Source organism: Dactylosporangium sp. NBC_01737 (assembly GCF_035963215.1).
Taxonomy (GTDB): domain Bacteria; phylum Actinomycetota; class Actinomycetes; order Mycobacteriales; family Micromonosporaceae; genus Dactylosporangium.
On record NZ_CP109153.1, the window covers coordinates 3,275,183 to 3,299,904 of the forward strand.

Below are 24,722 nucleotides of genomic sequence, written 5' to 3' on the forward strand. Positions count from 1 at the left end.
GAAGCCGGCGGCCGGACCGAAGAATCCGCTACAGCCGGCCGGTGGCCTTCAGGGCGAGGTAGTGGTCGGTGACCCGGGACGCGAAGACGTCGGCCGGGGCGTCGACCACCTCCACGCCGTGACGGCGCAGGGCGGCGCTGACCCGTTCCCGCTCGGCGAGCGTGCGTTGCGCCGCGGCGGCCGCGTACACCTCGTCCGGGCCCGCGTCCGGCTGGACCTGCGCCATGCGGCTCAGGGCAGGGTCGTGCACCGCCGCGACAATGACCTTGTGCTTGGCGGCCAGCTGCGGCAGGACCGGCAGGAGCCCGTCGCCGAGCGCGCCCGGCTCCAGCGCGGTGAACAGCACCACCAGGGCGCGTTTGCGCTCGCGGCGCAGGATCTCGCCGGCGACCAGGCCGAAGTCCGTCTCGACCAGGGCCGGCTGCAGCGGGGCCATCGCGGTGACCAGCCGCCACAGCACGGTGCTCTTGTCGACGTTGGTCACCGACGCGCGGACCGTGGTGTCGACGGCGAGCAGGTCGACCCGGTCGTCCGCCCGGGCGGCGACGGAGGCGAGCAGCAGCGCGGCGTCCATGGCCGCGTCCAGCCGCGGCTCGTCGCCGATCCGCGCCGCCGACGTGCGACCCGTGTCCAGGACGCAGACGAGCCGCCGGTCACGCTCCGGCCGCCAGGTGCGCACGACCACGTCGGAGCGGCGGGCGCTGCCGCGCCAGTCGATGGAGCGGACGTCGTCGCCGATCACGTATTCGCGCAGCGTGTCAAACTCGGTGCCCTGACCGCGCCCCCGGGTCACCACCGAACCGTCCAGGATGCGCAGCCGGGCGACCTTCTCCGGCAGGATCCGCCGGGACGCGAACGCCGGGAAGACCCGCAGGCGCCACGGCGGTGTCATGGCGTCCGCGGCGCGGCGGGTGGTCTGCCGGTACGCGAGGCGGAACGGTCCGTAGGAGCGCAGCGTGACCCGGATCGCCGGGCGGTCGCCGCGGCGGGTCGGGGTCAGCGTCGTGGTCAGCCGGACCGCCTGGCCGGGCTCGATGCGTACCTCCTGCTCCGCCGGGAACGCACCGGCCGAGGGCACCCACGCGTCGCGGACCCGCCCGGCGAACACCCGGTCCGAGCCGTTGCGCACGACCAGCTCGACGCTGCCGGTGTCGCCGAGCCACAGGGACTGGTGGCCGGAGCGGGTCAGGGTCAGCGACCGCGGCGAGGCGGCGGCGAGGGCGTCCACGGCGCACCCGATCCCGACGGCGACGAGCAGGATCGCCGCGCCGAGCCACAGCCAGGCGCCGGGGACGCCGTCGCCCGCGGCGACGCCGACCAGCGCGAGCAGGACCGCGCCGGCGGCGACGCCGCCGCGGGCCGCCAGGTGATCACGCGGGCGCTCCGGTGTCCCGGGAGCCCGCCGGGCGGCGGGTCATCGCGGGGTCGGGACGGTGGCCAGGACGGAGTCGAGCACCGCGTCGGCGGTGACGCCCTCCAGCTCCGCCTCGGCCCGCAGCCGCACCCGGTGCCGCAGCGTCGGCCGGGCGAGGGCCTTCACGTCGTCCGGGGTGACGTAGTCGCGGCCGGTCAGCCACGCCCAGGCCTTCGCGGCGGCGAGCAGCGCCGTCGCGCCACGCGGTGAGGCGCCGAGCTCCAGCGACGGCGACACCCGGGTCGCGCGGCAGAGGTCGACGACGTACGCGAGGACGCCGTCGGCGACCGCGACCCGCTGCACCGCGGCCCGGCCGGCGGCGAGGTCGGCGGCGGTCGCGACCGGGCGCACCCCGGCGTGGTCCAGCCGGCGCGGGTCGAAGCCCCTGTGGTGGGCGCGGAGCACGCCGAGCTCCTCGTCGCGGGTCGGCAGCGGCACGGTCAGCTTCAGCAGGAACCGGTCCAGCTGCGCCTCGGGCAGCGGGTAGGTGCCCTCGTACTCGATCGGGTTCTGCGTCGCGGCGACCAGGAACGGATCGGGCAGCGGCCGGGCCCGGCCCTCGACGGAGACCTGGCGCTCCTCCATGACCTCCAGCAGCGACGCCTGGGTCTTCGGCGGGGTCCGGTTGATCTCGTCGGCGAGCAGCAGGTTGGTGAAGACCGGCCCCTCGCGGAACTGGAACTCGGCCGTGCGGGCGTCGAAGATCAGCGAGCCGGTGACGTCGCCGGGCATCAGGTCCGGGGTGAACTGGACCCGCTTCGTGTCCAGGTCCAGCGCCGCGGCGATGGTGCGCACGAGCAGCGTCTTCGCCACGCCGGGCACGCCCTCCAGCAGGACGTGCCCGCGGGCGAGCAGGGCGATCACCATGCCGGACACCACGGCGTCCTGGCCGACGACGACCTTGCCGACCTCGGCGCGCAGCCGGCCGAGGGCCGCGCGGGCGTGCTGCGGGTCCCCGACCGGCTCGGGCGCCGGCTGGGCCAGCGGGATAGCGGTGTCGGTCACCGTCGGGCTCCTTCTGCTGCGTCGGGTTGTTCGGTGGTGACGGCCTCGGACAGAGCCTGCGACAGGGCTTCCAGCTGGACGGCCGCGATGACCAGCGAGTCGTCGTCCTCGGGCGGCGCGCCGAAGAGCGTGTCCCTGACCGTGTACGGGGGCCAGCCGCTCGACCCGGCGACCGTGGCCACGATCGTCTCCCGGTCGGTGCCCGGCTCCAGCCGCAGCAGCCGCGCCATCCGGCTCAGCGCGGCGGAGCGCAGCGTCGCCAGGGACTCCTCCCGGGCTCTGGCCCGCCGGTAGAGCCGGCCGCGGCCGGTGACCGTCTCGCCGGCGCGGACCACGACGGGCAGCGGCTCCACCACCGGCCCGCCCATCCGGCGCGCCCTGGCCAGCGCGTACAGCAGGAAGGCGACGACGAGCAGGACGGCGACGACATAGGTCCAGACGGGGAACGCGTGCCACAGCGGGTTCGGCGGGTCGGCGTCCCCGGCCTCGGCGCTCCCGCCGCTCTGCGGCTGCGGCGAGGACTGGCCGCGGCCGCTGCCCGTGGCGGGCGTGGTGGGGCGGGCCGTCTCGCGGGTGGGTGTCCCGGTCGGCGTGCCGGCGGTGGCCGACGCCTGGACCGTCGGACCGCCGTAGGGATCCTCCTCGGGCTTCGGCGGCGCCTCGCGGTGGTGCAGGTCGACCCAGACGAGCCGCGGCCTGGCGGTCAGCAGGCCCACGGCGAGCGCCGCGTTGCCGAACTCGCCGATCCGGTCGTTGCGGAACGGATCCGCCGAGCCGACGACCGCCATCGTGGTCCAGCCCCGGCTGAACACGACCAGCGAGTCGTCGTAGCAGCGGGCGAGCTGCTGCTCGACGCGCGTGTCGATCACGCCGTACCGGGTGCGGCGCACCCCTGCCCGGCCGGCGTCGGCCGCGGCGCGGTAGTCGCAGCCCGGCGCGCTCACCCTGCTGACGAGGGCCCGGTCGGTGCCGGCGATCGGCAGCTGGCCGCGCAGCAGGGTCTCCCGGCTCGGCTCAACGGCCACGACGTGGGTCGAGCCGGGCAGCAGCGCCAGGCGCCGCAGGTATTCGGGGTGCACGAACTGCGGGGTGGTGAGCAGGATCGTGACGTCGCCGCGGTGCTCGGCGCGGAAGGCGTCGGCGGTGCTGCCGACCCGGGTGATCGTGACGCCCGCGGCCCGGACGCGGTCGGCGAGGGTGCCCGCGCCGATGGCCGCGCTGCTCACCGGCGACAGGTAGGCGGGGTCGTCCTCGTCGGGCTGCTCCCACTGGTACAGCACCAGGCCCGTCAGCAGGACCAGCAGGACCGCGACGGGTGGGACCGCCAGCCGCAGCCAGCGCCGTGAACGGGGGGTCTTCGTCTTCATGCGTCGACCTCCGCCGCGTACTGCCGCATCAGGGTGTCGTGCTCGGCGGTGGCGGGAAGCTGGCCGTACCAGATGTCGGAGAAGATCCCGGTCGCGCCGCGCAACGGCGGCTCGACCCCCGGCGCCACGCCGGCCGCGGCGTGCGCCACCTCGGTGACGGTCATGCCGGGCAGGACCTCGACGGCGCGCCGCTCGACCAGGCCCCGCACGATCGCGCGGAGCCGCTCGCGGACGGCCTCGGCGTAGCGGCCCTCCGCGGCGAGCCGGTCGGCCAGGGTCAGGAACACCTCGGCCGGCAGGTCGGGCAGCTCGTCGCCGGTGAGCGCCGCGAGCTCCTCGTCGGTGAGCTCGACCGGCTCCACCTTGCCCGGCTTCTCCTTCTTCGCGGTTTTGCGGCGGCGCAGCCGGGGGAAGCGGGTCGGGACCCAGCGCGGATAGAAGTAGTGCAGCACGCCGCCGAGGATCGACAGCAGCAGCAGGCTGAACACCAGCAGCGGCAGCCCGATCACGTCGGACAGCACCTGCAGGAATCCTGCCCAGCCGCGGGTCATCGCCGCACCCCGCCGAGGACCGCGGCCTGGGCCAGGTCGACGGGCCGGCCGAGCCGGCGGGACCGGCCGACGGCGACGTCCAGGCCCTCCACGCGCATCCGGCTCTCCAGGTAGAGCACCGCGTCGAGGCAGGCGAGCGCGGCGTAGACGACCGTGTTGGCGAGGATCCACACCGCCACGGTCGTGACCTGGCTCACCAGGGCGTCGCGCGGCAGCACGGTCTCCAGCAGCGCGCCGGTGCCCCAGCCGATGGCCACCCGGATCGCCGCCCAGCCGCCGTAGCTGCCGAGCCGGATCGCCACCCCGCGCAGCCCGACCGGGGCCAGGTTGAACGAGCGGGCGAGGGCCGCGCCGGGGCCGACCCGGTCGACCACGAGGGCGGGGGCGGCCAGGCCGATCGCGCCGAAGAAGTAGAACCAGGGCAATGCCACGATGGCGCTCGGCAGCAGGATCAGGCCGACGAACAGCGCCAGGAAGATCAGCGCCGGCGCCCGGCGCCCCCACTGGCGCAGCAGGTCACGGGCCGGCACGGGCGTGCCGAGCAGCGCCGGCCCGGCGGCCGCGCCGGTCAGCCCGCCCAGCAGCGCCAGGACGACGCCCTCCGCGGTCAGCCCGCAGCAGAAGACCAGCCACCACACGCCGCCGTCGTCGGTCGTGAACAGGTCCATCGTGCCGTCGACGCCGGCAGCGGAGCGCAACGGGTACAGGGCCGCCTGCTCGCACACGGCCAGCACGAACGCGACGATCAGGAGCAATCGGGCATTGGTGCGCAGCAGTTGCACCGCCGCGTCGAGCAGCTCACCGAATGTGAGCGGACGCAGAGGGATCACGGGGCTGGACTGCTCCACGCGGACACCGTAGTCGGCAGGCGCGAACAGGGCTGCCCGCCCTACCGGAAAGCCGGAAACTCACCAAGATCGGGCATCGGGTTCCCAACTTCGGGCGCCGAGGTGAAATATTGGACCGCATGAGAGCCCGAGTCCTGGTGGTCGACGACGATCCCGCCCTTGCCGAGATGCTCGGCATCGTCCTGCGCAGCGAAGGCTTCCTCCCCTCCTTCGTCGCGGACGGCGAGCGTGCACTCGGCGCGTTCCGGGACAGCCGGCCCGACATCGTCCTGCTCGACCTGATGCTGCCGGGCATGAGCGGCATCGACGTGTGCCGGTCCATCCGCGCCGAGTCCGGCGTGCCGATCGTGATGCTCACCGCCAAGAGCGACACGGTCGACGTGGTGCTCGGACTCGAGTCCGGTGCCGACGACTACGTGATGAAGCCGTTCAAGCCCAAGGAGCTGGTCGCGCGCATGCGGGCCCGGCTGCGCCGCGGTGAGGACGTCGCGCCCGAGCTGCTGACCATCGGCCCGCCCGGCAATCAGATCACCATCGACGTGCCGGCGCACACCGTCATGCGCGACGGCGAGGAGGTCAAGCTGACCCCGCTCGAGTTCGACCTGCTGGTGGCCCTGGCCCGCAAGCCGCGTCAGGTGTTCACCCGTGAGGTGCTGCTCGAGCAGGTCTGGGGCTACCGGCACGCCGCCGACACCCGCCTGGTCAACGTGCACGTCCAGCGGCTGCGCGCCAAGATAGAGCCGGACCCGGAGAAGCCGGAGATCATCCTCACCGTTCGCGGCGTCGGCTACAAGGCCGGCACCGGCTGAGTCCCGGACAGATCCCGCCCGTGGTGCGCATCGACCCGATCATCGTGCAGGTCCGCCGCTTCAGCCGCCTCCGGCCGCAGCGGCTGATCCCGCACACCGCCGGCCGGCGGCTGCGGCGCTTCTACGCCTACGCCCGCAGGCAGTGGCGCCGGTCGCTGCAGTTCCGCGTCGTGGGCATCACACTGCTGCTCTCGGCGATCCTGGTGTCCGCGTTCGGCTACACGGTCGCGTCGCTGATCAGCCAGGGCGTGCTGACCACCCAGGTCAACACGTCCAGGGAGCGGATCCAGCGCGGCGCCGGAGAGGCCGCGCGCCAGCTGGAGGGCTACACCCAGGCCGACGACCCGGGGCTGCCCGGCAAGATGCGGGTCGTGGCGACGGACCTGTCCAGCTCGATGGACGTGCCCGACTCCGAGGTGATCCTGCTGCGGCACAACTCGTCGCTCGCGGCGGCCTCGCCGGACACCGGCGCGGCGGCGGTGATGCAGCAGCCGTCGATGCGCAAGCTCCGCGAGTCGATCGTCGGCAGCAGCCGCCCCGGCATCTACCAGCAGATCGAGACCCTCGACGTCGGTCAGGGGCCGACCCGCTTCCTGGTCCTGGGCACCCCGATCCTCACCGGCGGCGAGCCGCTGGAGCTGTATTACCTGCTGCCCTTGAAGGCCGAGAACGACCTGGTCGAGTTCGTCGCCCTGGTGGTGACCGCGACCGGCGTCGCGCTGGTGGCGCTGCTCGCGCTGATCGCGGCGACCATGACCCGGCTGGTGGTCAAGCCGGTGCGGGTCGCGGCCCGCACCGCGCAGCGCCTCTCCGCCGGCCTGCTGGACCAGCGCATGCAGGTCAAGGGCGAGGACGACCTGGCCCGGCTGGCCGCGGCGTTCAACCAGATGGCGGCCAACCTCCAGCGGCAGATCGTCCGGCTGGAGGAGATGTCGCGCCTGCAACGCCGCTTCACCTCCGACGTGTCGCACGAGCTGCGCACCCCGCTGACGACCGTGCGGATGGCGGCGGACCTGCTGTTCGCCTCCCGTGAGGACTTCGACCCGGCCGCCGCGCGCAGCGCCGAGCTGCTGCAGGCCGAGCTGGACCGGTTCGAGGACCTGCTCACCGACCTGCTGGAGATCAGCCGCTTCGACGCCGGGTTCGCGGCCCTGGACGCCGAGCCGACCGACCTCGCTCCGGTCGTGCGCCGGGTCGCCGAGCGGCTCGAGTCGCTCTCCGAGCGCTGCGGCGTGCCGCTGAGCGTGCAGACTCCGCCGGACGGGGCGATCGCCGAGGTCGACCCGCGGCGCGTCGAGCGGGTGCTGCGCAACCTGCTCGGCAACGCCATCGAGCACGGCGAGGGCAAGCCGGTGGTGATGACCCTCGCCATCGACGAGGCCGCCGTGGCGGTGACGGTGCGCGACCACGGGGTCGGGCTGAAGACCGGCGAGGAGAAGCTCGTGTTCAACCGTTTCTGGCGGGCCGACCCGTCCAGGGCCCGCCAGACCGGCGGCACCGGCCTGGGCCTGTCGATCAGCCTGGAGGACGCCCGGCTGCACGGCGGCTGGCTGGAGGCGTGGGGCGCGCCCGGCAAGGGCGCCCAGTTCCGCCTGACCCTGCCGGTGCGCTCCGGCGACCGCCTGGTGTCCTCGCCGCTGCGCCTGGTGCCCGACGACGCCCGCGCCGACGAGGCCGCGCTGATCGGGGAGACGCCGTGACCGGCCCGCAGCGGAGCGAGGAGCCGGTCATCATCAGCACAGCCTTCAAGTCAGGCCGACGCCGGAGCGCAGCGGAGGTGGCGGCATGACCCGGCTCCGCCGCCTCACCGCGGCGCTGGTCGTGTCCGCACTGCTGCTCGCGGGCTGCGGGCTGCCCGATCGCACCGATCCGAAGTACGTCGGCCCGGCGGCGGACCCCAAGCCGGCCCAGGACCGCGCCCAGGACCCGCCGCGCCCCGACGGCGCCAGCAGCCTGCTCGACCTGGTGTCGCGCTACCTGATGACGTCCGTCGGCGGCAACGTCACCAGCACCGATGACCCCAACGCGGTCTCCGAGACCCAGACCCGCATGAAGACGTTCATGACCGAGCAGGCCGCCGCGCAGTGGTCGCCCCGGCCGCAGATGCCGCTGATCGTGGTCCGGGTGGCGCTCGCGAAGGCCGACGACGTGGGCACCGACAAGAGCCGGGTCACGGCGAACTTCGTCGCGATCGGCCAGCTCGACCGGGTCGGCCACCTCGGGCCGGCGCTGCTGGACAAGCCGGCCTGGTCGGAGGACTTCGAGGGCGAGGAGATCGGCGGGCAGCTCCGGCTGACCAAGGTGCCCTCCTACATGCTGCTGAGCGTGGCCGGGCTCAAGGAGTGGTATCAGCCGCAGCCCATCTACTTCTGGGAGTCGGGCGTCGACGCGCCGAAGCTGGTGCCCGACCTGCGCTACATGCCACGGGTGCTGCCGGCCTCGAAACGGGTCAGCGAGGTCATGCTGTGGCTCACGACCGGCCCGTCGTCGTGGCTGGGCCAGGTCGTGGACCGGGTGTCGCCGGACATCGAGACGAAGGACGACCCGACCGTGGGGCCCGACAAGAGGGTCACGGTCAACCTCAGCTCGAAGGCGGCCGGCAAGAGCCCGGAGGACCTGCGCAAGCTGTCCAGACAGATCCGCTGGTCGCTCGACGGGCATCCGGCCGTCGAGCTGTCGTTCGAGAACGCCAAGGACACCACGAATGCCTCCGACGGCTACGAGGACGACAACGCCGCCGTCGGCGAGGTCGACCAGGAGAAGTTCGTGGTTGACGGCAACGTGGCGGAGGTCCGGCCGGTGGACATGCCCGCCGGTGGCCCGCCCGAGCTGTTCGCCCCCGGCCCGTTCAACACCGGGGTCGTCTCGGCCACGATCAACCGCGCGCACACGAAGGCGGCGCTGGTCCGCAAGGTCGCCAACAGCACCGGCAGGCAGCTGTACGTCAGCGTCCCCGGCTCCGCGGCCGACCCGAAGTACGTCGTCGTGAGCGACATCCCCGCCTCCGCCACGCTGAGCCGGCCGGCGTGGATCAACCGTCCGGCGCAGCGCTTCCTGATCGCCGACGGCACCCGGCTCTGGGCGGTCACCCCACCGGCGAGAGCGGGCGAGGCGGCCAAGGCCGAGGTCGTGCCCGGGATCAACGAGCTGGCGATCACCAACGTCTCGGCGTTCTCGGTGGCGCCCGACGGCCGGCGGATCGCGCTCATCGTCGGCAACAAGGCCTGGATCGCGGTGCTGCGGATCGAGAACGGCAGGCTGAGCCTCGGCGAGCAGCACCTGGTGGCCACCTCCCTCGGCGACAACCAGGCGATCGGGTGGATCACCGAGACCACGCTCGCGATCGGCGGCCGGGCCAACCCGGCCAACGGCCTGTTCTCCGAGGGGAGCTACTCGCTGATCTCGACGAGCATCGACGGCACCGGCGAGATGCCGCTGCCGCTGCTCAAGCCGACCGCCACCGGCGCCTACACCGTCAGCCAGCTCTCGGTGCGGACCAACGACCCGACCGACTCGCTGCAGCAGGTGCTGGTCCTGTTCGAGGCGAACCAGGTGGCTCGGGTCGTGTTCGCCGACGACACGCCCGACATCAAGCTGACCAACGACAACCCGAAACCCGGTGCGTCGGCCACCCAGGCGCCGAAGCCGCCGCTGTCACCGTTCTACGCGGACTGAGCGGCGCCGTGCTCCTCACCGACCTGCTCGACCTGGTGCTGCCCGCCACCTGCGCGGGCTGCGACGAGCCGGCGACCGGGCCGCTGTGCGGGCCGTGCCGGGCGGCGCTCGCCGCCGTCCGCCCGGGCCGGACGCGGCCGGTGCCTGCGCCGCCGGGGCTCCCGCCGGTCTTCGCCCTGGCCGCCTACGCCGGTTCGCTGCGTCGGATGCTCATCCAGTACAAGGAGCGCAACCGGCACGAACTGACCCCTGTCCTCGGCGGGTTGCTCGCGAAGGTCGTCGCCGCCGCCACGCCGGACCTCCGCGGGTCGCTGACCCTGGTCCCGGTGCCGGCGACGACCGCGGCGGCCCGGCGGCGCTACGGCGACCACATCGACCGGATCGCGCAGCACGCGGCCGGGGCGCTGCGGCGGCGCGGCGTGCAGGCCGGCGTGGCGGGGCTGCTGCGGGCGCTGCCGAAGCGGGAGGACTCGGCGGAGCTGTCCGCGGCCGAGCGGGCGCGTGCGGCCGGGCAGGCGTTCGCGGTACGGGGGCGACGCGTCCCCGTGGGCACCGTGGTCCTCGTCGACGACATCATCACCACCGGCTCGACCCTCGCGGCGTCCACCGCCCGCCTCGCCGCCGCCGGCGTCCGCGTCGACCGCGTCGCCGTTCTGGCCGCTACGCAGCGTCAAGCGTAGAACACGGCCTTCGTGCTGGTTTGAGCGGAACGTTACTTCGTGCGCCACTCGGGGTAATCCGCGAGGAGGGTTTCGGAAGTTGTGGGGAGAGTTCTTGTGAACCGGGGGTGACTAGTGGCTGTCCTCGGTTTAACGTCGAGAGACGACCTGCACCGGCGTTCGCGAAGCGCCGGTTCGGAAGGGAGGACTCTGCCTCATCCGTTTCGGTCGCGTGCCGCGTGGGCTCAGCCTCTGGGGAGGCGCGATCCGGCCGAGCAGTCCGGACAACAACCCGAACCCAAACCCGTTGTTTCTTGTGATAGACCCGTGGGGGAGGCCAGGAGTGGACATCGTCGTCAAGGGCCGCAACGTCGAGGTGCCCGACCATTACCGGCAGCACGTCGCAGACAAGTTGCAGAAGGTCGAGCGATACGACCACAAGCTCATCCGCGTCGACGTCGAGTTGTTTCACGAGCGCAATCCGCGCCAATCCGACCACTGTCAGCGTGTGGAGATCACGTGTGTCTCCCGGGGACCGGTGATCCGGGCCGAGGCCTGCGCAGCCGACTTCTACAGCGCGCTGGACGCCGCGATCGCCAAGCTGGACAGCAGGTTGAGCCGTGCCGCCGACCGGCGGCGCGTCCACCGGGGGCGGCACGCGCCGGTCTCCGTCGCCGCTGCGACCGCGTCGCTGGCGTTCACGCAGCCCGAGCGGTCCAGCGTCGCCACGCTCGCCGATGACCGCGTCGAGGCCGAGGGCTTCGACCTCATCGACGAGCAGGATGACCAGCCGTGGCACATCGTCAGGGAGAAGGAACATCCCGGCGAGCCGATGACCGTGGACGACGCCCTGTTCCACATGGAGCTGCTCGGCCATGACTTCTACCTGTTCAACGACAAGGAGTCGGGCCGGCCCAGCGTCGTCTACCGCCGTAAGGCGTATGACTACGGGGTCATGAGTCTCGGCGCGTGAGCCGGATCGGCGGGCCGGTGCCGAGACCGGCCCGCCGGACATCCGTTACAGGTCGCGGGCCAGGACGGCCGTGTCCGGGTAGTCGGCGAAGACGCCGTCGAGCCCGGCCGCGAGGAAGGTCCTGACCTCCCCGATCACGTCGCCCCATGCCGCGGGGTCGGTGCCCTTGCGCAGGTTGAGCGGCAGGAACTGGTTCTCGTTGCGGAACGTCCAGGCGTGCACCTTCAGGCCGCGGGCGTGCGCGTCGCCGATCAGCGCCGTCGGCTGGAGCAGGTTGCCGGCCGCGTCGCGGGCGATGACCAGGTTCTTGGTCGCGCCGACACCGTTGGTGAAGGTCTTGAGCCAGTCCAGACCGGCCGGCGTGGCCAGGTCCGCCCACGTGCGCGGGTCGCCGGAGCTGCGGAGGTCGTAGGGTGCGCCGACCGCGTCGAGCAGCACCACCGACGGGGTGTCGACCAGGCCGCGCAGCTTCCTGATGCTGGTCGGCTCGAAGGACTGCAGGAAGACGTGCGCGTTGCGACCGGCCAGCCCGTTGCGCTTGAGGACCCGGGCGAGCAGCGGCTCGAGGGCCAGCCCGATGGACGTGAAGTACGTGGGGTGCTTCGTCTCCGGGTACACCCCGACGCCGGCGGAGCGGGCGAGGTCGATGACCTCCTGCAGGGTCGGGATCTGGAAGAGCCCGTCGTAGATCGTGTTGTGCGGGCGGACCGCGGGCAGCCGCTCGACCGCGCGCAGCGTCTTGAGCTCCGCCAGCGTGAAGTCCTCGGTGAACCAGCCGGTGACCGCGACCCCGTCGATGGTCTTCGTGGTCCGGCGCGCCGCGAACTGCGGCTTCGACGCCACGTCGGTGGTCCCCGAGATCTCGTTCTCGTGGCGGGCGACCAGCTGGCCGTCCTTCGTGGGGACCAGGTCGGGCTCGATGAAGTCCGCGCCCATGGCGATCGCCAGGCGGTAGGCGGCCAGGGTGTGCTCGGGCCGGTGGCCGCTCGCGCCGCGGTGGCCGATGACGAGCGGCCGGGCCGGGCGCGGCTTGGTGGAGTGGGCGGACGCGGGGCTGACAAGGGTCTGTGGGAGGACCGCGGCCCCGGCGGCCACTCCCATGCCGGAGATCACTGCACGTCGACGCATGCCCTGACTGTCGCGGGCGCACGGCAACGCCGTATGACGGCTAGGTGGCCGCCGGGCGCAACTTGGCGAACTGGACGTTGTCGATCCGGGTGCCGTCGGGCCCCGGCAGCCTGCTGCGTTGCAGGCCTTCGCGGTGGTACCCGGCTGCCTCCAGGACCCGCTGGGACGCGATATTGTCCGGTGCCGTGCCGGCGATCATCCGCGCCATGCCGATCTCGAAACCCCAGTCCGTGATCAGCCGCGCGGCGCGGGCCGCGTAGCCCTTGCCGCGGGCCTCCGGAGTGAGGCTGTAGCCGATCATCGCCTCGCGCAGGGCCGGCTCCGAGTAGAACAGCGCGATCTCGCCGAGGTAGGTGCTGTCGGTCGCGTCGCGGATGGTCGTCTCGGCGCGCTGCCCGGCGAGCCACTTCGACGCCGACTCGGCGCACTGGCGCGTCACGACGGCGGGGTCCATCGGCGTGCTGACGACCGATCTGCCGCTGACGTCCGGAAGGCTGCGCATCTGGTACGTGCTGGGCCCGTCCTCCTCGACGATCGGCCGCAGCGTGACGACACCGTCGGTGAGCGCGCCGCCGGGCAGGTCCGGCAGCACCCGGGCGCTCGGTCCCGCCGGGTCGCCCGCGAGCCGGGCCCAGACGACCATGTCCTGCCAGCCGCCGTCCCGGGTCCGCGACGAGCCGCGCGCGACGCCCTCACGGACGAAGCCACCGGCGACGGCGACCCGCTGACTGGCGCCGTTGGTCAGCGCCGTCACCAGGTACAACCGCTGCAGCCCGGACTCGAACAACCTGGTGGCGAAGCCCTCCAGCGCGGCCGAGGCGACCCCCTTGCGGCGGGCGGCCGGCATGACCCAGTAGCCGACCTCGGCGATGCCCTCGCCGCGGGGCGTCGAGCCGACCGCGCCGAGCACCCCGTCGGTGGCCGGGTCGACGACGGCGAGGTCGCCGGGCTTGTGCCGGAAGAACGCCATGGCGTCCTCGCGGGTGTACGGCTGGGGCAGGAACGGCATGAAGCGGGCGGTGACCGGGTCGCTGCACGCCTCGACGACCGCGTCGGTGTCGTCCTCGCGCCACGGCCTCAGCGCGATGTTCACTTCAGGTCCTGCTTCAGCAGCGTCGCCACCCAGCCGTCCAGGCGCATGCCGCGCTGCTCGCAGCTGTCACGCTGCACCCCTTCGACCACGAATCCCACCTTCTCCGCCACCCTTCTCGATCCGATGTTGCCCACGTGCGCCCGCCAGACGATCCGGCCGAGCCCGAGCCGGTCGAACCCGAAGCCGCAGATCGCCCGCGCGGCCTCGGTCATGTATCCCTTGCCCCGGATCCACGGCGCCGAGGAGAAGCCCAGCTCGGCGGTCACCGGGTCGGACGGGCTGATCCTCAGGTCGATGGTGCCGGCGAACCGGTCGTCGGGGTCCGCGAGCACGAAGCCGACGCCGGTGCCGCGCAGCCAGCCGTTCGGGTACCTGTTGTGGATGAAGTCCAGGGCGTGCTCCGGGCCGTAGTCCAACGGGACCGACGTCCACTCGACGGTGTCCGGGTCGCGGAACGTCTCCACCAGGTCGTCCAGGTCGCTCTCGCGGGCCATCCGCAGCGTGCCCGGCCCGGCGGGCAGGCGGACCGGTGGATGGCCGAAGGTGTGGGCGCGCAGCGCGCCGGGCCCGCCCGGGCCGACCCACGGCGGGGGAGTGTCGCAGACCTCGCCGGGTAGCAGGACACCGTGCCAGCCGTCGACGAACCCGCCCTCCTTGGCCGGCAGCAGCGCCCGCACCACGCCGTCGAAGGTGAAGCCGATCCGCTCGGCGCTGAGCTTCGAGGCGTGGTTGCCGACCTCGGCGCGCCAGACCAGCCGGCTGAGCCCGAGCACCTCGAACGCCCAGTGCGCGACGGCCCGCCCGGCCCGCTCGGCGACCCGCCGCCCGCGCGCCCACGGCGCCACCCAGGTGCCCAGCTCGGCGTGCCGGTTGCGCAGGTCGAGGGTGACCAGGCCGGCGGAGGCGAGCAGTTCACCCGTGCGGGCGTCGAACACCCCCAGCGGGGCGGACGTCTGGGTGGCCCACGCGGCCCGTGACATCTCCCGCACGTAGGCGACCGCCTGTTCGCGCAGGTAGGGCACCGGGACCATGGTCCAGCGCTGGATCAGGGGATCCTGGCAGGCGCGGAAGACGTCTTCGGCGTCGTCCTCCTGCCAGGCGCGCAGGACGAGCCCGTCGCCGGTGGTCAGTTCGATCGGCTCCATGTTCGCCGATCCTGCCCCATTTGTGTCTGCTGTCGGCGGATATTTCTTCGGTACCCTCGTGCATTTTGTACTACTCTGTCCACTCGTGTCCGTAGAGCGGGAGGGCGGGGGCGGCAGTTCCGGCGGGAAGCCGCCTACGATGGGTCGCAGACGTTTGAGGGAGCGCTGACCCGTGTCGATTTTCGAGAAGATCCTCCGCGCCGGCGAAGGTCGCCAGGTGCGCAGGTTGAAGGCTGTCGCTGAAGCCGTCAACTCGCTGGAGGAGGAGTACGCCGACCTGTCCGACGAAGAGCTGGCCGACATGACGAACCAGTTCAAGGAGCGGCTCGCCGACGGTCAGACGCTGGACGACATCCTGCCCGAGGCGTTCGCGGTCGCCCGCGAGGCCGCCTCGCGGGTGCTCGGGCAGCGCCACTACGACGTGCAGGTCATGGGCGGCGCCGCCCTGCACTACGGCAACATCGCCGAGATGAAGACCGGTGAGGGCAAGACGCTCACCTGCGTGCTCCCCGCCTATCTCAACGCGCTCTCGGGCAAGGGCGTGCACGTCATCACCACCAACGACTACCTCGCCCAGCGCGACGCCGAGTGGATGGGCCGCGTGCACCGGTTCCTCGGCCTCACCGTCGGCACCGTGCTGCCCAACCAGCCGTCCTCGGCGCACCGCACCGCGTATGACTGCGACATCACGTACGGGACCAACAACGAGTTCGGCTTCGACTACCTGCGCGACAACATGGCGTGGTCGCGCGACGAGCTCGTGCAGCGGGGCCACAACTTCGCGATCGTCGACGAGGTCGACTCGATCCTCATCGACGAGGCCCGCACCCCGCTGATCATCGCCGGCCCCGCCGAGCAGTCCGCGCGGTGGTATCAGGAGTTCTCCCGCGTGGTCGGCCGCATGAAGCGCGGCAAGGACGGCGAGGGCGACTACGAGGTCGACGAGTCCAAGCGCACCATCTCCGTCACCGAGCGCGGCGTCGGCAAGGTCGAGGACCAGCTCGGCATCGACAATCTCTACGAGTCGGTCAACACCCCGCTCGTCGGTTACCTGAACAACGCCATCAAGGCCAAGGAGCTCTACAAGCGCGACAAGGACTACGTCGTCAACGACGGCGAGGTCCTCATCGTCGACGAGTTCACCGGCCGCATCCTGCACGGCCGCCGCTACAACGAGGGCATGCACCAGGCCATCGAGGCCAAAGAGGGCGTCGAGATCAAGCAGGAGAACCAGACCCTCGCCTCGATCACCCTGCAGAACTTCTTCCGCCTGTATTCGAAGCTGTCGGGCATGACGGGCACCGCGCAGACCGAGGCCGCCGAGTTCAACAAGGTCTACGGCGTCGGCGTCATCAGCATCCCGACGCACCGCTCCATGGTCCGGGTCGACCACCCCGACGTGATCTACAAGTCGGAGAAGGCGAAGTACAACGCCGTCGTCGACGACATCGTCGAGCGGCACGCCCTCGGCCAGCCGATCCTCGTCGGCACCGTCTCGGTGGAGAAGTCCGAGCTGCTCTCGCAGCTGCTGCGCAAGCGCGGCGTCGCCCACGCGGTCCTCAACGCGAAGTTCCACGCCAAAGAGGCCGAGATCATCGCGCAGGCCGGCCGCCGCGGCGCCGTCACCGTCGCCACCAACATGGCCGGCCGTGGCACCGACATCCTCCTCGGCGGCAACGCCGAATACCTCGCCGCCGCCGAGCTGCGCCAGCGGGGCATCACCGAGGACGAGAGCCCGGACGAGTATGCGGCCGCCTTCGAGGACGCGCTGCCCCGCTGGGAGAAGCTCGTCGAGGACGAGTCAGACGAGGTCACCGACGCCGGCGGTCTCTACGTCCTGGGCACCGAGCGGCACGAGTCCCGACGCATCGACAACCAGCTCCGCGGCCGCTCCGGCCGTCAGGGCGACCCGGGCGAGTCCCGCTTCTACCTGTCGCTGCAGGACGAGCTGATGCGCCGCTTCCGGGCCAGCGCCGTCGAGGCGGTCATGGACCGCTTCAACATCCCGGAGGACGTGCCCATCGAGTCCAAGATGGTCACCCGCCAGATCAAGAGCGCCCAGACCCAGATCGAGGCCCAGAACGCCGAGATCCGCAAGAACGTCCTCAAGTACGACGAGGTCCTCAACAAGCAGCGCAAGGTCATCTACGCCGAGCGCAAGCGCGTCCTGGACGGCGAGGACCTCAGCGAGCAGGTCCGCAACATGATCGACGGCACCGTCGGCGACTACGTCATGGCGGCCACCTCCCTCGGCGAGACCGCCGAGGACTGGGACCTCGAGCAGCTGTGGACCAACCTCAAGCAGCTCTACCCGGTCGGCGTCACCATCGAGGACCTGGAGGAGGAGGCCGGCGGTTCCCTGGACCCCGAGTTCCTCAAGAACCAGCTCATCGACGACGCCCACGCCGCCTACGACCGCCGCGAGGAGGAGCTCGGCGCCGAGGCCGTCCGCGAGCTGGAGCGCCAGGTCCTGCTCAACGTGATCGACCGCAAGTGGCGCGAGCACCTCTACGAGATGGACTACCTGCAGGAAGGCATCACGCTGCGGGCCTACGCGCAACGCGACCCGGTGGTCGAGTATCAGCGCGAAGGCTTCGACATGTTCCAGCAGATGCAGGAAGGCATCAAGGAAGAGGCCGTCGGCTTCCTCTTCAACCTGGAGGTCCAGGTCGAGGAGGCCCCCGCGCCGCAGCTGGACGTCGCCTCCGCCGCCGAGACGGGCGCCAGCGTCCCGCTGCCCGAGCCGCACGTCGAGATCCGCGCCAAGGGCCTCGGCGGCAACCGGATGCCCCGCGCCCTGCAGTACTCCGCCCCGACGATCGACGGCGAGGCAGGTGTCGTCATCGAGCAGCAGGACGAGGCCCCCGCCCTCGGCCTCGGCGGCGGCACCCGCGGCGCGACCCCGCCGTCCCCGGGCGCCGGCGTGCGCCGCTCGGGCCCGGCCGCCCCGTCGGCCGCCCGCAAGCCGTCCCCGGGCCAGGCGGTCGCGAGCAACGGCCCGTCCCGCAACGCCCCCTGCCCCTGCGGCTCCGGCAAGAAGTACAAGCGCTGCCACGGCGCCCCCGGCGGCGCATGACCCGATCCACCCCGGACGCCCACCCTCAGGTCGCTCTGAGCGTGGGCGTCCGGCGTTTCACCCCTGCCCGCCGCGGTTCCTGGCGCGTGCTCCCGGCATACACCGCCACCCATCGCCCCACGCCCGCCGCAGCCGTAATCGAAGTCGTGTGAGGGTTGCTTGGGGACGACCGCGGGACGCCTTCGATCAGCCCGGCCACGGGTTGGCCGGGTCGTAGCGGGTTTCCACTGCGTGTCGTCGTCCGGGGTCTGTGCGCGGAGTTGCCGTGATCGAAGTCGTGTGATGGTTGTCTGGACGACCGCGGGACGCCTTGGATCGACGCGGCATGATCAAAGACGTGGTCCGGGATTCGGGACGTTGCGGAGTGCGTGAGCTGTCACGCCTGTGGTCGTTCGGACAGCCGCATCTTCCTGGCGGTTACGAGCCGGGGGCAGTGGCGGCATTCGCCTTGCGTTCGTGATCGCGCCTTGAAGTGCACACCGTGGCTGGGCTCGTGCGCTGCGATGGTGCGCGCCCGTCTGCCGATATCGGTTTGGGCTCTTTGTGGGCTTCCCTGCTCCAGGAGCGGATCTTGCGGCTGATCGAAGTCGCGGACTGGCTGCAGGGATGGCCACCGGGCGACTTCGATCATGGCGGCAAGATCGAAAAGGGTTGAGCGCCCAAACGGCGCATACCCGTTCCGTGATCATGGAATTCGAGTGGCAGACAACAGGCTTCACGGGGCTGGGCGCCGGCGAAGTTCCCCGATCACCGGAGTGTGATGGAGGCCGGGTGTTGCGGTGCGGTGGGCCGATCGAAGTGCGGCCCGGGGGCGTCGCTCCTGGTTGGCCTCGGAGCTGGCGGGTGCCGAGGCCGAGCCAGGATCGGGGTGGAAGCCCGGTACGCCCGCCGCCCCTCCAGAGGGCGCACCGGGGGTCTCGAACAACCGTGTCGCCGGGGCCGCTGAGCAGCGGGGACCCGTCGGCCCCGCGAGGTTGGCCGGTGGGGGTCCCCGCTGTCAGTTGGCCAGCCGGGAACGACAGGGCTGGATGGTGGCGAGCCGTCGTCCTGCCCCGTGTCGGGACGGTGGCTCGGGGGATGGGGAGGTGTGGACCGGTGCGCCCGCCGCCCTCCCTCGGTGAGCGCACCGGAGCTTCAGACCACCTGGACCAGCGTGCACAGCCAGGTGGACAGGCCTGGGGTCGGTCGGGCGGGGCGCTCCAGGCGGACGGCCATCGCCCAGACGGCGGGGCCCTGCTCGAGGACGGCGACGAGCTCGGCGACGCCGGGCAGCGGCTCGCTGATGAGCATGCGGCGGACGCGGACCAGGTGGCCCTGGCGGGCGGCGTGGGACGGGGGCATGCGGACGCGGACCGTGCGGCGGGTCAGCTGGTCGGTGACGGCGGTGCAGTGCTTCGGGTGGGTGATTTGGCGCAGGTGGGCGGCCGGGCGGTAGCCGTTGAGGATCTCGACGCACATGCCGACGAAGCGCTGGGCGGCGGCGTGCGGGGGCGGCAGGGCAGGGTCGCCGGCCAGGGGGATCGGGCGGGCGGGGCGGGAGGACGCGGGCCGTGCCGGTGCGGGGAACGCCAGCCAGTCGCCGGGCAGGAAGTCCATGCCGCCGGCCGGCTGGGCCGGTCGCCGCACCAGGGTCTCCTCGCACGGCGGGTCGAGCGCCGGCGCGGGGCGCACCATCACGGCGGCGCCGGGAAGACCCGGGGTGGCCGGTCCCCGGGTGCGGGCGCGGCGTGGGCGAGCCGGAGTCGTGGTGGGCGCCATGACTGCCTCCCGATCCTTGCGTTTGCTTGCGTTTGCCTCCTCTGTTCTAAGACCCTCCCACACGCAGGTCAAGGCAAACATAAGCAAACGCAAGATCAACTAGATCGCAAAGGCATGAAAAATACAGAAAAAAGGGACTTGGAGCTTTACGCGAACGAGTCGTCGTCGGTGCGCTCGACGAGCGGGTTGGTGCGGACCCACTCGGCGGTCTCGGCGTACTTGCGCTCGATGTACTCCTCGAGCTTGGACCGCTCGATGCGCCACTGACCCCGGCCGCCGACCTTGATCGCGGGCAGCTCGCCGCTGCGGACCATGTGGTAGACCTGCGAGGTCGACACGTTCAACTGCTCGGCGACGTCGGCCATGAGCAGGAATCGCGGCTCCATGAGGCTCAGTTTGCCACCGTTCGCCCCCGACAGGTTGCGACGGCCCCCGCGAAGGAAACGCAGATCGTGACACACCCCGAAAGCGGAGCCAAAAACACGGCGGAGGGTGTAGGACAGGTGTCGTGACGAGTGACCTCATTCGTGTGTACCTGCCCGCGACCCTGGCCCAGCTGGCCGTCCTGCGGGAGAGCGGCGAGCTGCCCCCGCCGGGCGAGGCGCACGCCGTCACGCCCGCGCTGCGGGAGTGGTATGCGGAAGGCGACGAGGAGGAGCTCGAATACGTCGCGTTCACGCGGGCGGCGCAGAGCGCGCTGCGGCTGCTTCGCCATGACCCGAAGGCGCCCCGCCGACGGGTGGTGCTGTGCGTGGACCTGCCGGAGAAGTCGCTGAAGATGGCCGGGCTGGACCTCGGCTCGAGCCAGGTCGAGGTGGCGGGAAAGGTGCCGTTGCGGGCGGTCGCCGCGATCCACGTCGACGGCAGCGACGCCGAGGCGGAGGTGTCGGCCGCCGCGGACGTGGTGGAGGAGGCCGCCGCCGGCGACCCGGACGCGCAGTTCACCGTCGACGGCGCCGAGGATCACGAGCTGGAGTGGTACGACCCGTCCGAGCTGGACCACCTGATCCCCTAGGAGCGGCGCATGGTCCGCCCGACGAGGATCATGGCGACGAACGCACCGGCGAAGAGCACGATCATGCCGTGGTTGATCTGCTCCGGCAGGCGGCTGTAGATGATCTGGGCGTCGAACTCGCTGTAGTCCTCGACGATCTCGGTCAGCGGGAGCCGGCCCAGCCAGCCCAGGAGCGTCGCCACGAGGGTCAGGGCACCCGCGGCCGCGCCGGCTGCGGGGTACACGGGCCACGGCAGTGCGAGACCCGTGCGGCGCAGATAGGCGAAGGCGACGACACCGGCCAGGACGCCGCTGACGACCGACGTGGTCAGCTGCAGGCGGGACGCCGCCTCGGCCATCGTGCCGACGGTCTCCTGGTTGCCGAAGAGGTCGACGAGGTCGTTCTGGAAGTACGCGACGACCAGGCCGAGCGCGGTCGCGGCGACCCCGCCCGCGATCCCGGCCGTGACCGCGGCCAAGGGGCGCAACGCTGCGGCCGCCCCGCCGAGCGCGCCGGTGACGGCGACGACGGCGGCGACATAGGGCACCGCGGGGCCCTTGTGGTAGGCCACCAGCATCCCCGCCATGGCCAGCAGTCCGACGGCCAGGCCGCCGGCGGAGCCCGCGAGCAGCCGGCGCCACGGCAGCAGGCCGACGGCGAGGACCCCGGCGGCGCCGCCGGCCAGGATTGTCGCGAGCAGCACGCTGGGCAGCACCAGGGCGGCGAGGGTGGTGATGAGGAACTCACTCGCCGCGTTGGCGATGACGCTGTAGGTCGACCAGAGCGTCAGCGCGAGCAGCGTGAGCGCGACGACGACCACCGTGATCGGCCGACGAGAAGTGGACACCTCGGACGTAGCGGTACTCACGAGCAAGGAGCGTACGCGGGAGCGACCCGAAGGACCGTTCAGGGGAGCGTGGGAAGATGAGAGGAAGCCTCGTCAACGTTGCCGAGTAGAGATCTGGGAGTTCTGTGATGGATGGCCTGTTCGCCGTGCCCGACCCGATCAACGAGCCGGTCCGCGGCTACGCGCCCGGGTCGGCGGAGCGGGAGAGCCTGCAGCGCAGATTGGCCGAGCTGGCCGGTGAGCGCTTCGAGCTGACGATGACGATCGACGGCAAGGAGCGGATGGCGTCCGGCGAGCCGATCGACGTCGTGCAGCCGCACAGGCACCGGCATGTGCTCGGCGTCACGCACAACGCCACGACCGGTGACGCCGCGAAGGCGGTCGAGGCGGCGAAGCGGGCCGCGCCGGGCTGGCGGGACCTGCCGTTCAGCGAGCGGGCCGCGGTGTTCCTGCGCGCCGCAGACCTCCTCGCGGGGCCGTGGCGGGACACGCTCAACGCCGCGACGATGCTGGGGCAGAGCAAGACCGCGATCCAGGCGGAGATCGACGCGGCCTGCGAGCTGATCGACTTCCTGCGGTTCAACGTGCACTTCGCCCAGCAGATCCTGGCCGAGCAGCCGAAGTCGTCGGCGGGGGTGTGGAACCGGTTCGACCACCGGCCCCTGGAGGGGTTCGTCTACGCGATCACCCCGTTCAACTTCACCGCGATCGCGGGCAACCTGCCGTCGGCGCCGGCGCTGATGGGCAACACCGTGGTGTGGAAGCCGTCGCCGACGCAGCAGCTGTCGGCGCACTTCACCATGCGGCTGTTCGAGGCCGCGGGCCTGCCGGCCGGCGTGATCAACCTGGTCACCGGCGACGGCCTCGCTACCTCCGAGGTCGCCCTGGCCGACCGCGACCTGGCCGGCATCCACTTCACCGGCTCGACCGCGGTGTTCCGCACCCTGAACCGGATCGTCGCGGAGCGGGAGTTCCGCTCCTACCCGCGCATCGTCGGTGAGACCGGCGGCAAGGACTTCGTGATCGCCCACCCGTCGGCGGACCCGGCGGCGCTGACCACGGCGCTGATCCGCGGCGCGTTCGAATACCAGGGCCAGAAGTGCTCCGCGGCCTCCCGCGCCTACGTCCCCGCCAGCATCTGGGCGAAGATCAAGGACAACCTCGTCGAGACGGCCGAAGGGCTCACCTACGGCGACGTCACCGACTTCAGCAACTTCGGCGGCGCGGTGATCGACCGGCGGGCGTTCGACCGGCACGCCCAGGCGCTCGACCGGATCAAGAACGCTCCCTCGTGCACCGTCGTCGCCGGCGGCACCACGGACGACAGCGAGGGCTTCTTCGTGCGCCCGACCGTCGTGGAGTCCACCGACCCCGCGCACGAGGTGTTCACCACCGAATACTTCGGCCCGATCCTCGGCGTGCACGTCTACGCCGACGCCGACTACGACGCCGTGGTGACGCAGGCGGAGTCGGTCGCGCCGTACGCGCTCACCGGGTCGATCTTCGCCACCGACCGGCAGGCGATCGAGCGGGCGTCGCACGCGCTGCGCTTCGCCGCCGGCAACTTCTACGTCAACGACAAGCCGACCGGCGCGGTCGTCGGGCAGCAGCCGTTCGGCGGCGGGCGCGCCTCCGGCACCAACGACAAGGCCGGCTCCTGGCACAACCTGCTGCGCTGGACGTCGCCGCGCACGATCAAGGAGACGTTCGTGCCGCCGACCGACCACCGCTACCCGCACATGGGCTGACCGCAGGGCCGCTAGACGCGCACCGGTGCGACCGCGACGATCTTGTCCAGGGTGAAGGCCCGGTCGTCGCGGCGCAGCCGGCACCACGCGTCGATGTTGCCGCCGGACAGCTGTGCGTTGTCGATCACCCGTTCCGAGGCACGGCCGTTGGCATCGACGTACCGGATCCACACCGGTGAGCCGTCCTCGACCGCGGTGGCCAGGAGCTGGGCCTGTTCCGGGCGCAGCTGCGGGGCCTTCTGCCGGATCACGTCCAGGGGGTCCGCCCGGCGCTGCTGCGGTACGAGCAGCCGCTGCGCCAGCTCGCCCGGGTCCACTGTGGAGCGGGCCGGCGGCCGCCGCACGTGATCGACCCTGGCACGGTGCAACCGGACGGGCCCCGGGCCGGCGTCGCGGGCGGGCCGGTACCCCGCGGACCGCAACGCGGCCAGGGTGTCCACAGGGGACAGCGCGGACCCGGCGACGGTCGGCGCGATCCGGCGCAGCTTCAGCGGCGCGAGGGCGTCGGCGGCGACGAGCTCATCCAGCAGGGCGGTGTCGTCGCTGACGATGACGCTGCCGACCCCGCGCACGTGCAGCGCATCGGCCGCGGGTGCCGCCGGTAGCAGCCGCTGGGCGACGTCGGACACGCCCCGCCCGTCGGCGAGGGCCCGCCCGATGGGGCTGAGGGCGCCCGCCGCGCACACGCCGAGCAACGTCGCCTCGGCCACGACCCCGGCCACCGCCGCCGCCAGGTCCTCCGGCTCGCGCGTCTGCAGCGGCGCGGTCCACCGTACGAGCGGCGCCAACGACGACACGTCCGCCACCGCGGTGTCCGGTGGCAGCTCGTGCATCGCCCGGACCACGACCTGCCGCAGCGGCGCGCCCGCCCACCACTCCTTCAGCAGCCTGGCGAGCCGGTCCGCGGGTGCCCGCTCGGCCCAGTCGTCATAGGCGAGGGTCGGCACGAAGCGCACCCCGTCCGGCCCCAGCAGCCGCGCCGCGACCGCCAGGTCGGCCAGTAGCGCCACCGTGGGCTCGTCCAGCCCCGACGCGAGCGCGAGCCGGCGCTGCTCGCGCACCGCGACCCCGCCGGAGCGCTGCCGGCCCAGCGGGCGTGCGGCCGCCGCGTCGAGCAGCACCGGGAGCCGCTCGAGCAGCAGCGTCGCCGCGCGGACCGCCGCGTCGCGCACCGCGGACCGGTCGGCGGGGCGCAGCGCCGGCGCGGGCGGCGCCGGCTGGAAGGGCTCCTCCGGGGATGCCGGAGCGGCAGGCAGGTACGCCGCTGAGAACAGCGCGCCCTCGTCCTGCGACGGCCAGACGAGGGCCCGCTGGAGCAGCACCTGCAGGGTCGCGTCCAGCGCCGGGTCGTCCACGGCGACCCCGAGCCGGTCCGCGAGGTCGGGCAGCGGCACCGGGCCGGGCCCGGACAGCGCCTCGAGGACCTGCACGGCCGGCAGCGGCAGCCGCGCGACCACCTCGTCGATCCCGGTCCTGGCGGTCAGCCTCGCGGCCAGCTGCACCAGGTCCTCCGGCGGCGGCGCGCCGAGCGCGTCGGGACGGCGGCGCAGCACGGCGCCCAACTCGTCCGGTGCCAAACGACCCAGCCAGCCGACCAGTGCAACTCTCGTCACGACTCGTGACCTTATAGG

At 72.3% G+C, this 24,722-nt stretch carries 20 protein-coding genes and 2 pseudogenes; 10 read left to right on the forward strand and 12 right to left on the reverse strand.

Annotated features, from left to right (window positions below; genetic code table 11):
* Nucleotides 1–28: 28 nt before the first annotated feature.
* The 5 genes from OHA72_RS14640 to OHA72_RS14660 form a co-directional block, all read right to left on the reverse strand.
* The gene (locus OHA72_RS14640) at nucleotides 29–1,228 is read right to left on the reverse strand and encodes a DUF58 domain-containing protein (protein WP_327008367.1); all 1,200 of its coding nucleotides are present in this window, start codon (nucleotides 1,226–1,228) and stop codon (nucleotides 29–31) included.
* A 186-nt stretch (nucleotides 1,229–1,414) separates the two neighbouring features.
* Nucleotides 1,415–2,398, reverse strand: a complete 984-nt coding sequence (locus tag OHA72_RS14645) for an AAA family ATPase (RefSeq protein ID WP_327011564.1) — start codon at nucleotides 2,396–2,398, stop codon at nucleotides 1,415–1,417.
* A 17-nt stretch (nucleotides 2,399–2,415) separates the two neighbouring features.
* Nucleotides 2,416–3,786, reverse strand: a complete 1,371-nt coding sequence (locus OHA72_RS14650; RefSeq protein WP_327008368.1) for a DUF4350 domain-containing protein — start codon at nucleotides 3,784–3,786, stop codon at nucleotides 2,416–2,418.
* Nucleotides 3,783–4,337 (reverse strand): DUF4129 domain-containing protein, encoded by a 555-nt coding sequence (locus OHA72_RS14655; RefSeq protein WP_327008369.1) that lies wholly within the window; start codon nucleotides 4,335–4,337, stop codon nucleotides 3,783–3,785. The genes OHA72_RS14650 and OHA72_RS14655 overlap by 4 nt, the downstream gene beginning before the upstream one ends.
* Nucleotides 4,334–5,185: a hypothetical protein gene (locus tag OHA72_RS14660; RefSeq protein ID WP_327008370.1), complete on the reverse strand. Its 852-nt coding sequence runs from the start codon at nucleotides 5,183–5,185 to the stop codon at nucleotides 4,334–4,336. Before OHA72_RS14660 ends, OHA72_RS14655 begins: the two co-directional genes overlap by 4 nt.
* A gap of 119 nt (nucleotides 5,186–5,304) precedes the next feature.
* Here OHA72_RS14660 and mtrA point away from each other — a divergent pair, with 119 nt between their 5' ends.
* From mtrA to OHA72_RS64665, 6 genes and pseudogenes are all read left to right on the forward strand, one after another.
* Nucleotides 5,305–5,994 (forward strand): MtrAB system response regulator MtrA, encoded by a 690-nt coding sequence (gene mtrA, locus OHA72_RS14665; protein ID WP_033364613.1) that lies wholly within the window; start codon nucleotides 5,305–5,307, stop codon nucleotides 5,992–5,994.
* Nucleotides 5,995–6,014: 20 nt separating this feature from the next.
* Nucleotides 6,015–7,694 (forward strand): MtrAB system histidine kinase MtrB, encoded by a 1,680-nt coding sequence (gene mtrB, locus OHA72_RS14670; protein ID WP_442788582.1) that lies wholly within the window; start codon nucleotides 6,015–6,017, stop codon nucleotides 7,692–7,694.
* Nucleotides 7,695–7,779: 85 nt separating this feature from the next.
* A complete protein-coding gene (locus tag OHA72_RS14675) occupies nucleotides 7,780–9,669 on the forward strand; it encodes an LpqB family beta-propeller domain-containing protein (protein WP_327008371.1) in 1,890 nt (629 codons plus the stop codon).
* Nucleotides 9,670–9,677: 8 nt separating this feature from the next.
* Entirely contained in the window at nucleotides 9,678–10,349 is a 672-nt protein-coding gene (locus tag OHA72_RS14680) for a ComF family protein (RefSeq protein ID WP_327008372.1), read from the forward strand.
* A 322-nt stretch (nucleotides 10,350–10,671) separates the two neighbouring features.
* Nucleotides 10,672–11,026: pseudogene (gene hpf / locus OHA72_RS64660) on the forward strand (ribosome hibernation-promoting factor, HPF/YfiA family); the annotation flags it as partial.
* 77 nt (nucleotides 11,027–11,103) lie between these two features.
* Nucleotides 11,104–11,301, forward strand: a pseudogene (locus OHA72_RS64665) (sigma 54 modulation/S30EA ribosomal C-terminal domain-containing protein); the annotation flags it as partial.
* Nucleotides 11,302–11,346: 45 nt separating this feature from the next.
* Here OHA72_RS64665 and OHA72_RS14690 read toward each other — a convergent pair.
* Genes OHA72_RS14690 through OHA72_RS14700 form a run of 3 tightly spaced genes read right to left on the reverse strand, consistent with a single transcriptional unit; the run spans nucleotide 11,347 to nucleotide 14,667 of the window.
* Nucleotides 11,347–12,429: a glycerophosphodiester phosphodiesterase gene (locus tag OHA72_RS14690; protein ID WP_327008374.1), complete on the reverse strand. Its 1,083-nt coding sequence runs from the start codon at nucleotides 12,427–12,429 to the stop codon at nucleotides 11,347–11,349.
* A 40-nt stretch (nucleotides 12,430–12,469) separates the two neighbouring features.
* Complete coding sequence (locus OHA72_RS14695; protein ID WP_327008375.1) at nucleotides 12,470–13,522, reverse strand: GNAT family N-acetyltransferase; 1,053 nt, start codon at nucleotides 13,520–13,522, stop codon at nucleotides 12,470–12,472.
* Nucleotides 13,519–14,667, reverse strand: a complete 1,149-nt coding sequence (locus tag OHA72_RS14700; protein ID WP_327008376.1) for a GNAT family N-acetyltransferase — start codon at nucleotides 14,665–14,667, stop codon at nucleotides 13,519–13,521. Before OHA72_RS14700 ends, OHA72_RS14695 begins: the two co-directional genes overlap by 4 nt.
* Before the next feature lie 172 nt (nucleotides 14,668–14,839).
* Here OHA72_RS14700 and secA point away from each other — a divergent pair, with 172 nt between their 5' ends.
* Both secA and OHA72_RS14710 read left to right on the forward strand, forming a co-directional pair.
* The gene (gene secA, locus OHA72_RS14705; protein ID WP_327008377.1) at nucleotides 14,840–17,743 is read left to right on the forward strand and encodes a preprotein translocase subunit SecA; all 2,904 of its coding nucleotides are present in this window, start codon (nucleotides 14,840–14,842) and stop codon (nucleotides 17,741–17,743) included.
* Nucleotides 17,744–18,224: 481 nt separating this feature from the next.
* On the forward strand, nucleotides 18,225–18,398 hold the full coding sequence (locus OHA72_RS14710) for a hypothetical protein (RefSeq protein WP_327008378.1): 174 nt from the start codon (nucleotides 18,225–18,227) through the stop codon (nucleotides 18,396–18,398).
* A gap of 479 nt (nucleotides 18,399–18,877) precedes the next feature.
* Here the strand turns inward: OHA72_RS14710 and OHA72_RS14715 are convergent, their stop codons facing one another.
* On the reverse strand, nucleotides 18,878–19,501 hold the full coding sequence (locus tag OHA72_RS14715) for an Rv3235 family protein (protein WP_327008379.1): 624 nt from the start codon (nucleotides 19,499–19,501) through the stop codon (nucleotides 18,878–18,880).
* Nucleotides 19,502–19,647: 146 nt separating this feature from the next.
* On the reverse strand, nucleotides 19,648–19,887 hold the full coding sequence (locus OHA72_RS14720) for a helix-turn-helix domain-containing protein (protein WP_327008380.1): 240 nt from the start codon (nucleotides 19,885–19,887) through the stop codon (nucleotides 19,648–19,650).
* 122 nt (nucleotides 19,888–20,009) lie between these two features.
* Here OHA72_RS14720 and OHA72_RS14725 point away from each other — a divergent pair, with 122 nt between their 5' ends.
* A complete protein-coding gene (locus OHA72_RS14725) occupies nucleotides 20,010–20,516 on the forward strand; it encodes a DUF6912 family protein (RefSeq protein ID WP_327008381.1) in 507 nt (168 codons plus the stop codon).
* Here the strand turns inward: OHA72_RS14725 and OHA72_RS14730 are convergent.
* Nucleotides 20,513–21,364: a hypothetical protein gene (locus tag OHA72_RS14730; RefSeq protein WP_327008382.1), complete on the reverse strand. Its 852-nt coding sequence runs from the start codon at nucleotides 21,362–21,364 to the stop codon at nucleotides 20,513–20,515. The two genes, OHA72_RS14725 and OHA72_RS14730, sit on opposite strands and share 4 nt — an antisense overlap.
* Nucleotides 21,365–21,471: 107 nt before the next feature.
* On the opposite strand from OHA72_RS14730, the gene pruA reads away from it, so the two are divergent.
* A complete protein-coding gene (gene pruA, locus OHA72_RS14735) occupies nucleotides 21,472–23,091 on the forward strand; it encodes an L-glutamate gamma-semialdehyde dehydrogenase (protein ID WP_327008383.1) in 1,620 nt (539 codons plus the stop codon).
* Nucleotides 23,092–23,102: 11 nt separating this feature from the next.
* Here the strand turns inward: pruA and OHA72_RS14740 are convergent, their stop codons facing one another.
* Nucleotides 23,103–24,704, reverse strand: coding sequence for a WYL domain-containing protein (locus OHA72_RS14740; protein ID WP_327008384.1), 1,602 nt, complete (start codon nucleotides 24,702–24,704; stop codon nucleotides 23,103–23,105).
* Nucleotides 24,705–24,722: the final 18 nt, after the last annotated feature.

Coding starts and splice junctions, on each gene's coding strand:
- mtrA (WP_033364613.1), top strand. CDS start 5,305: ATGAGAGCCCGAGTCCTGGTGGTCGACGACGATCCCGCCCTTGCCGAG.
- OHA72_RS14715 (WP_327008379.1), bottom strand. CDS start 19,501: ATGGCGCCCACCACGACTCCGGCTCGCCCACGCCGCGCCCGCACCCGG.
- OHA72_RS14655 (WP_327008369.1), bottom strand. CDS start 4,337: ATGACCCGCGGCTGGGCAGGATTCCTGCAGGTGCTGTCCGACGTGATC.
- OHA72_RS14720 (WP_327008380.1), bottom strand. CDS start 19,887: ATGGAGCCGCGATTCCTGCTCATGGCCGACGTCGCCGAGCAGTTGAAC.
- OHA72_RS14650 (WP_327008368.1), bottom strand. CDS start 3,786: ATGAAGACGAAGACCCCCCGTTCACGGCGCTGGCTGCGGCTGGCGGTC.
- OHA72_RS14675 (WP_327008371.1), top strand. CDS start 7,780: ATGACCCGGCTCCGCCGCCTCACCGCGGCGCTGGTCGTGTCCGCACTG.
- OHA72_RS14700 (WP_327008376.1), bottom strand. CDS start 14,667: ATGGAGCCGATCGAACTGACCACCGGCGACGGGCTCGTCCTGCGCGCC.
- OHA72_RS14690 (WP_327008374.1), bottom strand. CDS start 12,429: ATGCGTCGACGTGCAGTGATCTCCGGCATGGGAGTGGCCGCCGGGGCC.
- pruA (WP_327008383.1), top strand. CDS start 21,472: ATGGATGGCCTGTTCGCCGTGCCCGACCCGATCAACGAGCCGGTCCGC.